The organism is Pseudomonas neustonica (assembly GCF_003797945.1).
GTDB classification, from domain to species: Bacteria; Pseudomonadota; Gammaproteobacteria; order Pseudomonadales; family Pseudomonadaceae; genus Halopseudomonas; species Halopseudomonas neustonica.
In genome coordinates this window covers 58,197-72,746 of sequence record NZ_RKKU01000008.1, presented here as the reverse complement: position 1 = coordinate 72,746, position 14,550 = coordinate 58,197, and the positions used below count along the sequence as shown (strand labels likewise).

Annotated in this window: 13 protein-coding genes; 3 read left to right on the top strand and 10 right to left on the bottom strand. The window is 55.4% G+C overall.

All coding sequences use genetic code 11. The annotated features are described in order from the left end of the window. Positions 1 to 79 precede the first annotated feature (79 nt). Both EF096_RS08795 and EF096_RS08790 read right to left on the bottom strand, forming a co-directional pair. Positions 80 to 859: a CHASE domain-containing protein gene (locus EF096_RS08795; protein WP_123889260.1), complete on the bottom strand. Its 780-nt coding sequence runs from the start codon at positions 857 to 859 to the stop codon at positions 80 to 82. 169 nt (positions 860 to 1,028) lie between these two features. Next, positions 1,029 to 2,276, bottom strand: a complete 1,248-nt coding sequence (locus tag EF096_RS08790) for an amidohydrolase (protein WP_235869681.1) — start codon at positions 2,274 to 2,276, stop codon at positions 1,029 to 1,031. A gap of 535 nt (positions 2,277 to 2,811) precedes the next feature. Between EF096_RS08790 and EF096_RS08785 the strand changes: the two genes are divergently transcribed. Continuing rightward, on the top strand, positions 2,812 to 4,614 hold the full coding sequence (locus tag EF096_RS08785; RefSeq protein WP_158611254.1) for a putative bifunctional diguanylate cyclase/phosphodiesterase: 1,803 nt from the start codon (positions 2,812 to 2,814) through the stop codon (positions 4,612 to 4,614). A 166-nt stretch (positions 4,615 to 4,780) separates the two neighbouring features. Here the strand turns inward: EF096_RS08785 and EF096_RS08780 are convergent, their stop codons facing one another. Next, positions 4,781 to 6,025, bottom strand: coding sequence for an MgtC/SapB family protein (locus EF096_RS08780; protein WP_123889257.1), 1,245 nt, complete (start codon positions 6,023 to 6,025; stop codon positions 4,781 to 4,783). 143 nt (positions 6,026 to 6,168) lie between these two features. Further along, positions 6,169 to 7,380 (bottom strand): zinc metallochaperone GTPase ZigA, encoded by a 1,212-nt coding sequence (zigA, locus tag EF096_RS08775; RefSeq protein WP_123889256.1) that lies wholly within the window; start codon positions 7,378 to 7,380, stop codon positions 6,169 to 6,171. 200 nt (positions 7,381 to 7,580) lie between these two features. Between zigA and EF096_RS08770 the strand changes: the two genes are divergently transcribed. Further along, a complete protein-coding gene (locus EF096_RS08770) occupies positions 7,581 to 8,549 on the top strand; it encodes an alpha/beta fold hydrolase (protein WP_123889255.1) in 969 nt (322 codons plus the stop codon). A 63-nt stretch (positions 8,550 to 8,612) separates the two neighbouring features. Here the strand turns inward: EF096_RS08770 and cyoE are convergent, their stop codons facing one another. The 6 genes from cyoE to EF096_RS20275 all read right to left on the bottom strand — a co-directional run bounded on the left by cyoE (position 8,613) and on the right by EF096_RS20275 (position 14,008). Further along, positions 8,613 to 9,503: a heme o synthase gene (cyoE, locus tag EF096_RS08765; protein WP_123889254.1), complete on the bottom strand. Its 891-nt coding sequence runs from the start codon at positions 9,501 to 9,503 to the stop codon at positions 8,613 to 8,615. Then, on the bottom strand, positions 9,500 to 9,838 hold the full coding sequence (gene cyoD, locus EF096_RS08760; RefSeq protein WP_123889253.1) for a cytochrome o ubiquinol oxidase subunit IV: 339 nt from the start codon (positions 9,836 to 9,838) through the stop codon (positions 9,500 to 9,502). The genes cyoE and cyoD overlap by 4 nt, the downstream gene beginning before the upstream one ends. Further along, entirely contained in the window at positions 9,835 to 10,455 is a 621-nt protein-coding gene (locus EF096_RS08755; protein ID WP_123889252.1) for a cytochrome o ubiquinol oxidase subunit III, read from the bottom strand. The genes cyoD and EF096_RS08755 overlap by 4 nt, the downstream gene beginning before the upstream one ends. 3 nt (positions 10,456 to 10,458) lie before the next feature. After that, a complete protein-coding gene (cyoB, locus tag EF096_RS08750) occupies positions 10,459 to 12,471 on the bottom strand; it encodes a cytochrome o ubiquinol oxidase subunit I (protein WP_123889251.1) in 2,013 nt (670 codons plus the stop codon). 1 nt (position 12,472) lies between these two features. Beyond that, positions 12,473 to 13,402: a ubiquinol oxidase subunit II gene (gene cyoA, locus EF096_RS08745; protein WP_123889250.1), complete on the bottom strand. Its 930-nt coding sequence runs from the start codon at positions 13,400 to 13,402 to the stop codon at positions 12,473 to 12,475. A 465-nt stretch (positions 13,403 to 13,867) separates the two neighbouring features. After that, positions 13,868 to 14,008: a hypothetical protein gene (locus tag EF096_RS20275; protein ID WP_158611253.1), complete on the bottom strand. Its 141-nt coding sequence runs from the start codon at positions 14,006 to 14,008 to the stop codon at positions 13,868 to 13,870. 121 nt (positions 14,009 to 14,129) lie between these two features. On the opposite strand from EF096_RS20275, the gene EF096_RS08740 reads away from it, so the two are divergent. Continuing rightward, positions 14,130 to 14,519 carry a hypothetical protein gene (locus EF096_RS08740; protein ID WP_123889249.1) on the top strand — a complete coding sequence of 130 codons (390 nt, stop codon included), beginning with the start codon at positions 14,130 to 14,132 and terminating at the stop codon, positions 14,517 to 14,519. The last annotated feature ends 31 nt before the right edge of the window (positions 14,520 to 14,550 follow it).

Below are 14,550 nucleotides of genomic sequence, written 5' to 3'. Positions count from 1 at the left end.
GAACACCCCCGGATATTCCCTTTAAATTCAGACACTTAGGGTTGATTTGGCGGATTTTTCCAGGATACCGTCGGACCCTCTAGTCAATCCGAACGTTTTCCTCCCCGAGTATGCCATCGAGCAAATCCCCCATGCGATAGGGGCTGTAAACGAAGCCCTTAAGCGCCGAGTTGCGCAATGAATCCGTGGCCAAGGAGCGCTCTGACGTATAGACAGGCACGTACATAAGAATGCCTGCCTGAACCTCACCATGGGTCTCTTGCAGCAGTTTGACGGCACCTGTTACTCGAGTTTGGCCGCTACTTGCAGCCGCTTGCATTGCTTGGCGTCGGGTTGGCTCCGAGTACATATCAAAGCCGAAAGCGGCAAGGTTTCGGCCAGAAAAGGGCTCAAGAAACAGGATTGAAGTGTAAAGAGCGCGTTCTCCCTCAGGGTGAACGCGGAAACCGGGGAAGCCTTCAGCCTGCACATCAGCTTCAAATGCAGCGAGATTTTCGGGCGCAATGACGGCGGAATAACCCACTCCCATAATACCGGGGTAATGCTCAGCCAAACGCAGGCGCTCTATTTGTCGCTTCCACTCTTGCCGGGTGACCACTTCGCTGGCGTCAATAAGTCCGGTGGCACCAAGCAGAATCTGCTCGTGATCGACCATCCGCTTGCGTATTGATGAGGCAATATCGCTTGTGACTATCTCAAATTGACGCTGGGCCGATGCCTGTTCCCGCGTGTGTAGATATTGCCAGGCCAGCAACGTAGTCAAAAGGGCAACTGCGAGCACGAACCACGCCAAGGTATTCTTTTTGCTGAATATGGCGTGGCCCAAATTGAACGGCGACTCGCTTGGGCGGTTGAGCATAGTCTGACTACTTATAATGGCAATATGGAATGTCCCCTGTTGCCTATGATAGTTCGCTAATACGGTTGTTGCAGCGCTATATTGCAGATGAGCTGACTTCTGCTGTGGTGTGAGTAACGTGAAGCAATGCCGACTGTGCCTGGCCCGCCTGCATGCCGCACGAATAATCTTACTGGGACTGAGCCACGTGTTCCAGGTAGTCAGTTGTGAGCGTCGTCATCGCCTTGATACCCGTCACCAACGCTTGGTCATCCACCAAAAAACCAGGTGAATGGTTTGGTGCTGCCTTGCCTAGATTATCGGTGGGGGTGACACCGAGGAAAAAGAACATCCCTGGTACTTCCTTGGCGTAGTAGGAGAAATCTTCAGACCCGGTCACCAGGGGCGTTTCGGCAATATTCCAAGCCGCACGCCGCAGGGTAGGCAGCATTTGCGCAGTCAGCTCTGGGTCGTTCACCGTTGTCGCGTAGTTTTGCACGATATTGACCTCAGCAGTCGCGCCTGAGGCGGCAGCAACATGCTCGGCCGTGTTTTTGATGCGCTCATTGACCTGCGCCTGCACTGCGTCATTGAACGTGCGCACGGTGCCGCTCATGGTCACCTCATCAGGGATGATGTTGTGCCGAGTACCGCCATTGATTGTACCTATGCTGACCACAGCGGGCGCCTGCATGATATCCGTCTGACGGCTTACCACGCCCTGTAGCGCCGTGACTATCTGCGCGCTGGCGAGTACAGGATCAACCCCGTCCCATGGCTGGGCGCCATGGGTTTGTTTGCCCCTGACCCTGATATGCAAGTCGCCGGAGCTGGCCATAGTCGGACCGCTGCGGTACGCGATCATGCCGGTCGGAAGGGCGGCGGTCACATGCAAGCCAAAAATGACATCCACAGCGGGATCGTGCAAAACGCCTTCAGCAACCAGCTGCCGCGCGCCAAAGTAACGCTCACCATCGTAAACATAATCGCTGGGGCCTTCTTCAGCTGGCTGGAAGATAAACTTCACGCTCCCAGGCAGACTTTCACGCATCCCTGCAAGCGCTTCTGCAGTAGCCATTAGAATCGCCACATGCGCATCATGCCCGCAGGCATGCATTACATCCTGCTCATTCCCGAGATACATTTGCCGTGTATTCGATGCATAGGGCAGGGCGGTTGCCTCTTTAACTGGCAGCGCATCCATATCTGCACGCAAGGCTACCACCGGTCCGGGCTTGCCGCCCTTTAGCCATGCGACTACTCCAGTTGTACCTACGTTAGTCTCGACTTCCATACCCAGGGAGCTCAAATGCGCGGCAACCAGTGCCGCGGTGCGCGTCTCTTGATTACCCAGCTCTGGATGCTGATGAATGTCATGGCGCCAGGCAATGGCTTTGTCGCTGAGCTGCTCGGCTGCCGCCAAGGCGCGATCATTCAAAGAGAGCGCTTCTGCGGAAGCTGAAAAAGCCGGCAATAAGCTTAGTGATATAAATAGCGCCAATCGGGACCGTAATCTGTACATTCTTGATTCTCTTATTCTTGTATTTATTCGACGTTGAACCGGTGTCTTCGCGCGTAGTTGAACCGGTGTCTTCGCGCGTAACGTAGCCCTAATCTTCCGCAGCTTTGTGCAAATCCGCAACCGGTAAAAGCAAATCTGCTAACCAGCCACTGCTAACGAATGGTTTGCTAGCAAACCATTTAACTTTATTTTGACGCCCATTATTTGGCACAAAGCCGCATTCTATATAGGTTTGCTCTGCATAGACCATTTGCCGCCCAAGAAAGGGGCTTGCGCACTTTATATGCTATTGGTTAGCGTTCGCGGTTTGGATGTACTTCGATCCACCAAGCGTCGTCATCAAGGAAGCCTTCGCTGTATGCCTGAGGTGCAATTAGAAAAGGATTTGGAGTCACTGCTAGCCAGCAAGATACAATCGCAAAAAGCTGAGCGATTACGGTTCATTGCAAATATGCAGGCAGTCATTCTGGTCGTCATCGCTTTGCGTACAATCAGCATTGGCCAGTGGTTTGACACGGCTTTAGTGCTAACAGCCATCGCTGTCATCATGCTCGCGCCACGGCTGACGAGATTCGGCTTGGTTGATTTGCCGGTAGCCATGGTGCTGTTGTCCATTACTGCTGTCGTTAGCCTGTCGATGTGGCACAGTCAGGGGCTCTATAGCGGCGCGTTGCTGGCGTTCCCTGTAATACTGGCCGTTGCAGGGTCAGTTGCTTCTCAACGCTTGTTCCTGTTGCTCACCGGCATAATGCTGAGCGTTGTAGCGATTATCACTTACGCATCAATGACAGAGCTTAAAGTCTATGAGCCAGTCGCGATAGGCGTCGGCCGACTTGTGGTGGTCAGCAGCATTCTAATAGGTGCTGCTGTTGCAATTGCTTTACTCCTGCGTGATTTACGTTGCACCCGTACCCAGCTGCATCAGGAGATGGTGCGCTACCGCAGTTCACAAGCACGTATCTCGCACATGACTGACCATGATCCGTTGACCGACCTGCCTAACCGGCAGGCAATCGAGATACAGGTACAGCAAGCCATTGATCGCGCCAAGGGGCAGGGTGGTCAGCTTGCTCTGCTGTTTGTCGACATCGACAACTTCAAGACGATCAATGATTCACTTGGCTATGCCGCCGGTAACGAGCTGATCAGAGAGGTGGCCAGCAGGCTCGAGCTTACCGTTCGCGGTATTGACTCAGTTAGCCGCCAGGGCGGTGACGAATTTCTTATAATCCTCTCCGACCTGGATTGCGAAGAAACGGCGATAGCGGTTGCGCGGCGCATACAGCATGCTGCTAGCCAGCCTATTTTCTTGAGCGATATGCAGCTGTGCACGTCGCTGTCCATTGGCATCGCGTTCTATCCAGGCGACGGTGATGACTTTGCTGTCTTACTGCAAAAGGCAGAGCTGGCCACCCAGCAGGCTAAGTTAATGGGCCGAGATACATTCTGCTTGTACGACGAGCGCATGAACACCAATACCCACGAACGTCTCGGCCTTGAGCAGGATCTGCGACAAGCGTTAGCGCGTGGTGAATTCGTTTTATACTTTCAACCGATAGTGCAATTGCAGAACAACGCACTGATTGGCGCAGAAGCATTACTGCGATGGCAGCATCCGCAACGAGGCCTGCTGGGGCCAGATGTTTTTATTACAGTTGCTGAACAGTCAGGGTTGATTGCCGGGATTGGCGAGTGGGTTCTGGATGAGGCGTGCCAGGAAGCAGCCAAGTGGCATAACAGCGGCTGCGATGCCTTGGTGGTGTCGGTCAACCTTTCCGCAGTGCAATTTCAGCGTGGCAGCCTCGAGAGCATTATCCATAAAGCGCTTGAGAGTACCGGTTTAGCGCCATCGATGCTGGAGCTCGAATTAACTGAATCCATGCTTCTGGAGCAGTCCGACAGTTTTCAGCAAAGGCTGAAAAGCCTAAAGCGGTTAGGGGTGAAACTCGCAATTGATGATTTTGGTACCGGGTACTCGAACCTGTCTTATCTGCAGCGCTTTCAGGTCGACAAGTTGAAGATCGACAAATCCTTTGTCCTCAACCTCAACGAGAACGAACAAAACCTCGCTATCGTCAAAGCAGTGATTCAAATGGCGCACAGCTTGAACCTGGAAACCATAGCTGAAGGCATTGAGGACCAACAGACCCAGGACATACTCAGATCGCTGGGCAGCGACTATGGGCAGGGTTACTATTTTGCCAAGCCAATGCCAGCAGCCGAGTTCTTGCGTTATGCACAAGTCGCTTCCTGATCTCTGGATAGCAGCCAATCCTGCAAGGAGATTGGCCACTATGGCATCGCCAGACTAAACGCATTACTTCGCATAATATATATTATGTTAAATAGGGTATCAAAGGACGTCAGTCAAGGTAACTCTGTTTATGCTCCATCTCATGGCTGGCCTCTTGCCTCTTGCTTCAAGACCATAATACCCCCAGCCACATCGCCAGCGTGAGCAACACCTGACCTGGGATCACGTACATCGCAAACTGGCGTCCGCCGCTTATCCAGGCAACTACGCATTTGCTTACTGAGTTGCTGCTCACAGCGATAAGCGCTGGCGCTACGATGGCAGTAATCGGTAATTGACCTGACTTGGCGAGCGCTGCAATGGAGGCAGTCGATGAATGAGCATCGGCAAAGCCAGTCAATGTTGCGGTTATCATCACTCCGGCCTGGCCGAACTGGTCGAGCATGACGGCGGAAAGAAACGTAATGCCGGTCATGGTAAGCGTCACGATCAAGGCCAATTTGAGACTGAAGGCGCCTTCAGCCTTGACGGGCTCATCATTAACCTCGCCATCGCGCGGCGAACGCATCAGACACAGGCCGTAGATCGCGGTAGCTACAGCCCCGCATAGCAGCGGAATCCAGATTGGTCGCAACAGGCTGATATCGACGGCGCCAAGGATCAGGGCGACCTGCGCCATGGTGGCCAGATTGGAAAAAATGCCCGCCGCCGCTAACGTTCTGATGTTGCCTGGCTGGCTGGCTACAAAGTTACCCATCGCCGCTATGGTCGCTGTGCTGGAGGCAAACCCTGAGGCAATTGCGCTGATGACATAACCGTAACGGGTGCCCAGAATGCGTACGGCAATATGCCCAACTGCGCCGAGCGTTAATAGCAGAACAGTCAGGGTCCATATTGTGTGGGGATTGATCGAGGTGTATGGATCGATATAGCGGTCAGGAGCCAGGGGCAACAATACAAGCGCAGCGATTAGCAAGATCAGCCCGTCGCGAATCTCTCCGTCGGTCAACTGGCCAAGCGCAATATCGTGCAGCTTTTGTCGATAAGCCAGCAACCCGGCAACTATTACCCCCAGTGCGATGGCTAGCCGCGGCTCGGTACTGCATAGAGCCCCCAGCACCAGCACGGTTATTAGCGCAACTTCACTAGTCAGGCCTGGATCTTTGCTCTGACTACGCCAGTAAGCGACGGCAACCAGCAACGCCAGGCCGCCTGCTGCGATGGCCAAAAGTAAAGCGCCACCAACCTTGATCGCCACATAACCTAGTAATGCGCTTATGGTGAAAGTGCGCAATCCTGCGCTGGCGCGGCTCTCACCCTGCCCTTTGCGCCGCTCCCGTTCGAAGCCTACCAGCATGCCTATGCCAAGCGCCGCTGCAACGCCGGTCATACTATTGAAGCTCTCACTCATGATTTACCTAGTCTGCCTTTGTAAGACATTGGCCGGAATACGCAGATTGCTAGAGTATACGCCCAGACCAGAGAAATCACCGCGCCGTGCGCCCGTCCATAACCAGATCCGGGCGCGTTCGAGCAGTTGTAGCACGAGTAGACTTAGTGCGCGGCAGCTTGCTGCGTCCAATCACCAAAAGGATCAGCATGCGTTAGCCAGTATTCACGGCTACGTTGTTCTTCTTCATCTGTCAGCAAACAGGCATCCAGGTCCGCATTTAACCTGGCAACGTCCAGGCCCTGCCCAATAAAGACCAGCTCCTGCCGACAGTCACCGGTCTCCGGGCGCCAGTGCTTCATGATCTCCTGCAGGGTGTCGGCATCTTGCGGCCAGTGCTTGCGATCGACAAAGCGCCACCAGCGACCCGCTAAGCCATAGCGCATGAGGCTTCCAGCCTGAGACCAGCTCCCCGCTTCGTGCCACTTGCTCGCCAGCCAGAAAAAACCTTTGGAGCGCAGCAAGCGCCCGTTCTTCCATTCACTGCTGATAAAGTCGTAAAAGCGTTGCGGGTGGAAGGGTTTGTGCGCGCGGTAAACGGTCGAAGCGATGCCGTACTCCTCGGTTTCCGGTACGTGCTCCCCGCGCAGCTCCTGCAGCCAGCCGGGTGCTTGTGCGGCGCGATCAAAGTCAAAACGGCCGGTGTTGAGTATCTCCTTCAGGGGCACTTGGCCCATGACCATGGGAATGATTTTCGCGTGACGATTGAGCCCGCGCAGGATGGCGGCTAGCTCTTCACGCGCGGCCTGGGAAATCAGGTCTGCTTTGCTGATCAGTAGCACATCGGCAAACTCGACCTGCTCTACCAGCAGGTCAGTAATCGAGCGCTCGTCATCCTCGCCCAGCGTCTCTCCCCTGCTCTGCAGGCTCTCGGATTGTTGGTAATCCGCAAGAAAGCTCAGCCCATCTACCACGGTCACCATGGTATCGAGCCGCGCGATATCCGCCAGTGCGGTGTCGTTTTCGTCGCGGAAGGTAAAGGTCTCGGCAACCGGGAGCGGCTCAGAAATGCCGGTTGACTCAATCAGCAGATAATCAAAGCGTCCCTCTTTTGCCAGGCGCCCTACTTCCTCCAGCAGGTCTTCGCGCAGCGTGCAGCAGATACAACCGTTGCTCATCTCCACCAGCTTTTCTTCAGCGCGATTGAGACTGACGTCGCGCTGTACTTCGCCGCCATCGATGTTGATCTCGCTCATATCATTAACGATAACCGCGACCTTGAGCCCTTCGCGATTCTTCAATATCTGGTTCAGCAGTGTGCTCTTACCGGCACCTAGAAAGCCGGAGAGCACGGTTACGGGGAGTCGATCAGGCATTAGGGAATAGTCCAGTCAGGTAGTTGAAGTCAGAAAGACGAGCGCAATTATAGTTATAACATAACATTTAACAAGCCCCACCCTGACCTCAGTGATTTCCATAACGCGATATTCAACAAGGATGTAGGTCTTGACCCAGCCGCGAGCGCTGCGGTACTCAGATACCTTCGCCAATCGGCAGCTGAAAATAAGGAAGCCTGATGTACAGCGTCAATGACATCGCTCTGGAAACCTGGCAGATCACAGGTCTGCAAACGCGCGTGGCGACACTTGGCGAAGGCCCGGCTGCCCTCTTTATTCATGGTTGGCCGGAGTGCTGGTACTGCTGGCGTGAGCAGATGGTTGCCTTGGCTAACGCCGGTTATCGGGCCGTAGCACCGGATATGCCGGGCTTTGGCGAGACCGCGTCTTTGCCCGAGATCAGTGACTACAACGTGGTGCGCATCTGCGCCTTTATGCAGGAGCTGGTAGAGCAAGCCAACGCGGGTGAGCCGGTGTTGCTGATCGGTCACGACTGGGGCGCGATCAACTGCTGGCAGTTCGTCCAGCGTCATCCAGAGATGGTGTCGCGACTGATCAATATGAGTGTGCCGCTGCGGCCGGTGGCCGACGTTCCGCCGATTGAGTTTTTGCGTGGGTATTTTGGCGAGAACTTTTTCTACCAGATTTACTTTCAGCAGCCTGGGGTCGCGGAAGCCGAGTTCGATGCCGATCCTGAGGGCATTCTGCGTGCGCTTTACTGCTCACCGGATACACCGCGCGACCCTCCCCTGTTGGGCCGTTCTACCAAGGAAGGAGGCGGCTGGATTGGTCGCCTGGGCAAGCCCACCGAGCAGCCGGACTGGGTGACCGATGAGGCGTTGAATTACTACATTGATGCTTACCGCCACAGCGGCTTCGCCGGCGGCATCAATTACTACCGCAATTTTGATGAAAACTGGCGACTGATGCTGCCTTGGCGCGATAGCCCGATCACCTGCCCGGTATTGTTCATTGTTGGCAGCGCCGATATGACCATTCAGGGCGCAAGTGAAAACAAGCTACGGGAGATGATGAGTGATCGCTTACCCCATGTGCAGATTAAAATGCTGCAGGGCAAGGGGCACTGGATTCAAAGCGAGGCGACCGCCGATGTTAATGCGGCCATGCTGGCGTTTCTAGCGGTCTGACTGGAGAGCTAAAAACAACAACCCCCGCACGTGGCGAGGGTTGTTGTAATGCCAGACACAGAATCAGAGCGCAGCGAACAGTGCCTGCGTGGGCAACACCCGAAAGTCGATCGACATCATCAGACTCAGCGCGGTAATGGCGATAATCGAGAAGCCGAACAACTTGCGCGCCCACACCTTATCGTCCACTTCCTGCTTGTAGCCCGACAGCGCGATAACCAGCCACCAGATGCTCACCAGCAGCGCAATCACCAGATAGCCGTAACCGGCAAAGCCGGAGAGCGACAGCATCAGTGCTGCGCCAGCAAACGCCACTATGTACCAGACGATATGCTGTTTGGCGACCTTGATGCCTTCTTTTACCGGCAACACCGGTATCCCCGCGGCGCTGTAATCGTCAAAGCGGAAAATCGCGATCGCGTAGGAATGCGGCATTTGCCACAGGCAAAAGATCAGCAGCAACAAGGCGGCGCCGGTATCAAACTGACCGGTGACGGCGCAGTAGCCTACTACCGGTGGCATCGCGCCGGAGAGACTGCCCACCAGCGTGCCGTAGACCGAGGTGCGCTTTAGCCAAAGGCTGTAGAAGCCCACATAGATAATGTAACCAAAGGCCGCCAGCAAGGTAGCGATGGGGGTAGTGAACCACCACAGCAGGCCAAAGCCGGCCACGCCCAGCACTAGGCCATGGGTCATGGCCGCGAGCAAGGAAATCTGCCCGGTGACCAGAACCCGCTCGCGGGTGCGCTGCATGTGGCCGTCGATATCGCGGTCGATGCAGTTGTTCATCACGCAGCCACTGGCAACCACCAACGACAAACCAACCACGGTGGCCAGCAGCAGGGTCAGATCAATCTGCCCCTGCGCTGCGAGGAAGTATCCCCCGGCCACCGCGATCAGGTTGCCGAAGATGATCCCCGGCTTGGTGATCAACAGATAGCGTTTTAGCTTCACTTGAACATCCAGGGCATCATCAACATGTCGGCGTTGACCATGATCCAGATGGCCAAGCCCACCAGCATGACGATAATCAGTACGGTGAACAGGAAGGCCAACAGATTCCACCGGCCTTCCGAGGAGGTGTTCATGTGCAGGAAGCACACCAGATGCACCACAATCTGTACAACGCCCATGACCAGCATGCTGATCAGTGCCGTCTCGCGGCTGAAATTACCACTCATGACCATGCCGAACGGGATCACTGTGAGGATCACCGACAGCACAAAACCAATCGCGTAAGACCCGTAACTGCCGTGCCCTGCGCCGGTCTCAGTAGATGCGTGACTCATGCGGCAACTCCCATCAGATAGACAATGGTAAACACGCAGATCCAGACGATATCCAGGAAGTGCCAGAACAGACTCAGGCACATCAGGCGCGTGTTGTTTTGACTGGTCAGGCCACGGGTCTTGATCTGCGCCATCAGTACCAGCATCCAGACCAGACCCGCGGTGACGTGCAGACCATGCATGCCGACCAGGGTAAAGAACGACGATAGAAAGGCGCTGCGATCAGGGCCAAAACCTTCAACGATCAAATGATGAAACTCGTTGATCTCCATGCCGATGAATCCGGCGCCAAGCAGGAAGGTCGCACCCAGCCAGGCCAGCGCCTGGCTCTTGGCGCCACGATGGGCTGCCAGCATGGAGAAGCCGTAGGTGCAGCTACTGATCAACAGCAGGAAGGTTTCGCCCAGCACATAGGGCAATTCAAAAATGTCCTTGCCGCTGGGGCCACCGGCGGTGTGGTTGACCAACACCGCGTAGGTAGCAAATACACTGGCAAAGAGCACGCAGTCGGTCATCAGGTACAACCAGAAACCGAATACCGTGTTGCCGCCGCTGTCGTGGTCATGCTCGTGGTCATGGCCTGCGGCGTGATGGGAACTCATTACATCCGTCGACATGGTTTAAACCTGCTCTGCAAATGAGGTGGTGTTCAGCGTTTGACCGTGCGCTTCAAAGCGCGCGTGATGCTGGCTTTCAATGCGCTCGATTTCATCGGGCTGCACGTAGTAATCAACGTCCTGGTTGTAGCTGCGAGCGATGAAGGTGGCGACCATGCCAATAAAGCTCAAACCAGCCAGCCACCAGATATGCCAAACCATGGCAAAGCCGAAGACCGCACCCAACAGGCCAATAACCACGCCAGCGGCGGTGTTTTTGGGCATGTGGATCGGGCTATAGCTGGCTGGGCGCTGGTAGGCAGTGCCCTTCTCTTTCATGTCCTGGAAGGCATCTAGCTTATGCACAGTAGGTAGCTCCGCAAAGTTGTAGAACGGCGGTGGTGAACTGGTTGACCATTCCAATGTGCGGCCGCCCCATGGATCGCCCGTCAGGTCGCGCAATTGCTCGCGATTCTTGAAGCTGACGATTAGCTGCGCGATCTGGAACAGAATGCCGCACAGAATCAGGCCAGCACCGCAGAAAGCCACGATCAGGTAGGGCTGCCACATAGCATTGTCGTAGTGGTTCAAACGGCGTGTCATACCCATGAAGCCCAATACGTAAAGCGGCATGAAGGCGACGAAGAACCCACTGATCCAGCACCAGAAAGCACCCTTGCCCAGACGCTCGTCGAGCTTGAAGCCGAAGGCTTTCGGGAACCAGAAGGTGAAACCAGCCAGATAGCCGAACACCGCACCACCGATGATGGTGTTGTGGAAGTGAGCGATCAAAAACAGGCTGTTGTGCAGTACATAGTCGGCACCCGGTACGGCCAGCAGTACGCCGGTCATGCCGCCGATGGTGAAGGTCACCATGAAGCCGAGCGTCCAGAGTACCGGCGTGGTGAAACGGATCCGGCCGCGGAACATGGTGAACAGCCAACTGAAGAGTTTTACACCGGTGGGCACCGAGATAATCATGGTCGCCACACCGAAGAAAGCGTTGACGTTGGCACCCGAGCCCATGGTGAAGAAGTGGTGCAACCAAACCACAAAGCCCAGCAAGGTAATGGCACCACTCGCCCAGACCATGGAGGTGTAGCCGAACAACTTCTTACCGGAGAAGGTGGAAATCACCTCAGAGAAAATACCGAACGCTGGCAGGATCAGGATGTACACCTCGGGATGACCCCAGGCCCAGAACAGGTTGATGTACATCATGGCGTTGCCGCCAAGCTCGTTGGTGAAGAAGTGCATATCCAGATAGCGATCCAGCGTCAGCAGACCCAGGGTCGCGGTGAGGATCGGGAACGAGGCGACAATCAGGATATTGGTAAAGGTACAGGCCCAGGTAAAGATCGGCATCTTCATCAGGGTCATGCCTGGGGTACGCATCTTGAACACGGTAACCAGGAAGTTGACCCCCGTCAGTAGCGTCCCCAGCCCCGATAACTGCAGTGCCCAGATATAGTAATCGACCCCTACCCCCGGACTGTAGCCAAGCTCGGCCAATGGCGGATAAGCCACCCAACCGGTGCGGGCGAACTCCCCTACCCCCAGCGAAATATTGACCAGAATCGCACCGGCAACAAACAGCCAGAAGCTCAGCGAGTTGAGGAACGGAAAGGCTACGTCGCGGGCACCAATCTGCAGCGGCACGGCGATGTTCATCAAGCCGACCATGAACGGCATGGCCATGAAGATGATCATGATCACACCGTGGGCGGTGAAGATCTGGTCGTAGTGCTCAGGTGGCAGGAAGCCCTCGGCGCCACCTTGGGCGACGGCCAACTGGGCACGCATCATGATCGCATCGGCAAAGCCGCGCAGCAGCATGACCAGTGCCACCAGGATGTACATCACACCAATTTTCTTATGGTCGACCGAGGTCAGCCATTCGGACCAGAGGTAGCCCCACTTGCGGTAATAGGTTAGTGCTGCGAATACGCCGAAACCAAGCAGCGCCACCACAGCCAGCGTGACCATGATGATGGGCTCGTGAAACGGCACGGCCTCAAGGGTAAGTTTGCCGAACATCTTAGTTAGACTCCTCGGTACGGGCGTTCATGTGCATGCCGACCATGTCGGCATCTGCGTGCTCAGCGCTGTTCATCGCGTGGTGACCACCGTGGGCGTACTGCATAAGAATGTGCTGATAGAGCGTGGGGCTGACGGCGCCGAAGTAGCGCACCGGATCGGCCTTACTGGGCTCGACCAGCGCAGGATAGCTATTCAGATCGAGGGTTTCCGGATTGGCCTTGACCTTGGCGACCCAGTCCTTGAAGCCGTCTTGTGAAGTCGAGATGGCCTGGAATTTCATGTCCGAGAAGCCTTCACCACTAAGGTTCGCAGAGATACCTTCAAAGCTACCTTCATGGTTGGCAATCAGGTGCAGCTTGGTCTGCATGCCCGCCATGGAATAGATCTGACTGCCCAGCTGCGGGATGAAGAACGAGTTCATCGCTGATTGGGAGGTGATCTTGAAGTTCACTGGCGTATCTTTCGGAAAGGCAATTTCGTTTACCGTGGCAATCCCCTGCTCCGGATAGATAAACAGCCATTTCCAGTCGAGCGATACCACCTGAATCTCGATCGGTTTAACGTCGGAATCCAGCGGACGGTAAGGGTCCAGCTCATGGGTGCTGGTCCAGGTGATGGTGCCCAGAATGGCAACGATCACACAGGGCACCAGCCACACAACCAGCTCAATGCGATTGGAGTGTGACCAATTGGGCCGATAGGTGGCTTTGGTGTTGCTGGCGCGGTATTTCCAGGCGAATGCAAGGGTCATCACGATGACCGGCACCACCACAATCAGCATCAACAGCGTCGCGGTAATGATCAGCGACTTTTCGTCCATACCGACCTGACCCTTGGGATCAAGCAGCGCCATATTGCAACCGCCCAGCATCAGCAGGGGCAGCCAGACCAGGTGTTTCAAATATCCAGAGAACTGCTCTATTTTCATGTTGCGGCCTTGTTGGATGAACTGGCTCCACGCCACGAGCCGGACGACGGCGCCGATATATCTCCCGCGTGTGTCGGGCGATGCTTGAACGGATCGAGCCTCAGAACAGCCGCGCGAGAACGTGCGACTATCGCTATGGCGAAATCGATTCATCTGCTGTTGGAGTATTTTTTAGTCAGCATGGGTAGCGCTAGGCGCCGTCCTGCCGGGCGCTTGCCGGTGATGGTTGCTGAAGCGAAGAAGAGATCGCCGAGCAGCGGACCTATCGGCCTGCAGCCAAGTGCTGATGACTTGGCAAGGTCAGTAATCCATGTGGCTGAAAACCAGCCTCACTGACTCAGGAGGCAAATATTACAAGATATTTCAAAGAAGACTGCAAACCCGCAGGTTGGCTGGGACAGGGGTTTATACTCGCTCGCAGCGTAAATCTGCGAGCTAAGCTGGTTTTTTTATCAACCTGGTAACTCAGGCGGAATGCCCATTTTTACTGGGGCTGTAGCCTGTTTTTTCCGCCGATGGCGCGACTATTTTTAACCTGCGCAGCGCTGCGACCATGTGTCGCGTCAGCTTTATGGCAAAACCGGACAAATCCTTGATCTGTGTCATGCCTTTTCATCCGTGAAGCTGCTAGTGCTGCGCTGACAACCGTTTGGCGGCACCCTCTGTGACCTCGTTGACTAATTCACCGGCGCAACGCAGAATCGTGCTTCACCGCCAAGACAGAACCATGCTTACAGCAATCCCCCCTCTCAGCCTGCAACAGCGCGCGTTATCAGCGATGAAGCTCTCATTGCTGGTGCTCATGCTGCTGTTTCTGTCTGCCATGGCCCAACAGAAGTCAGTCGCGCCCTTCTCTGCCGAGCGCGGCTTTGTTGGTCAGCTAGAGCAACTGGTTGTTGCTGCCCACAGCGGATCGTTAAAGCTTCAGAAGGACAGCTCCTCCAGGAGCGGTGCCCCTGAGCCAGGCCCAAGCCTGCACTGGGCCACAACCAGTAACTTCGATCTTGTATTGGCAAGGTTCGATAATGCCTCCACGCGAAACAGCCGCCAGCGCGATAGCTCGCCGCTAGCCCCTGCCTATCTTTTACCTCCGCTCCGCGCGCCTCCTGTGGCGTAATTCTCAACGCTATCACCGGTTGTTATCGCAA

Coding starts and splice junctions, on each gene's coding strand:
- EF096_RS08785 (WP_158611254.1), top strand. CDS start 2,812: ATGCAGGCAGTCATTCTGGTCGTCATCGCTTTGCGTACAATCAGCATT.
- cyoA (WP_123889250.1), bottom strand. CDS start 13,402: ATGAAAATAGAGCAGTTCTCTGGATATTTGAAACACCTGGTCTGGCTG.
- EF096_RS08740 (WP_123889249.1), top strand. CDS start 14,130: ATGCTTACAGCAATCCCCCCTCTCAGCCTGCAACAGCGCGCGTTATCA.
- cyoD (WP_123889253.1), bottom strand. CDS start 9,838: ATGAGTCACGCATCTACTGAGACCGGCGCAGGGCACGGCAGTTACGGG.
- EF096_RS08755 (WP_123889252.1), bottom strand. CDS start 10,455: ATGTCGACGGATGTAATGAGTTCCCATCACGCCGCAGGCCATGACCAC.
- EF096_RS08795 (WP_123889260.1), bottom strand. CDS start 859: ATGCTCAACCGCCCAAGCGAGTCGCCGTTCAATTTGGGCCACGCCATA.
- EF096_RS20275 (WP_158611253.1), bottom strand. CDS start 14,008: ATGACACAGATCAAGGATTTGTCCGGTTTTGCCATAAAGCTGACGCGA.
- EF096_RS08780 (WP_123889257.1), bottom strand. CDS start 6,025: ATGAGTGAGAGCTTCAATAGTATGACCGGCGTTGCAGCGGCGCTTGGC.
- EF096_RS08770 (WP_123889255.1), top strand. CDS start 7,581: ATGTACAGCGTCAATGACATCGCTCTGGAAACCTGGCAGATCACAGGT.
- zigA (WP_123889256.1), bottom strand. CDS start 7,380: ATGCCTGATCGACTCCCCGTAACCGTGCTCTCCGGCTTTCTAGGTGCC.
- cyoB (WP_123889251.1), bottom strand. CDS start 12,471: ATGTTCGGCAAACTTACCCTTGAGGCCGTGCCGTTTCACGAGCCCATC.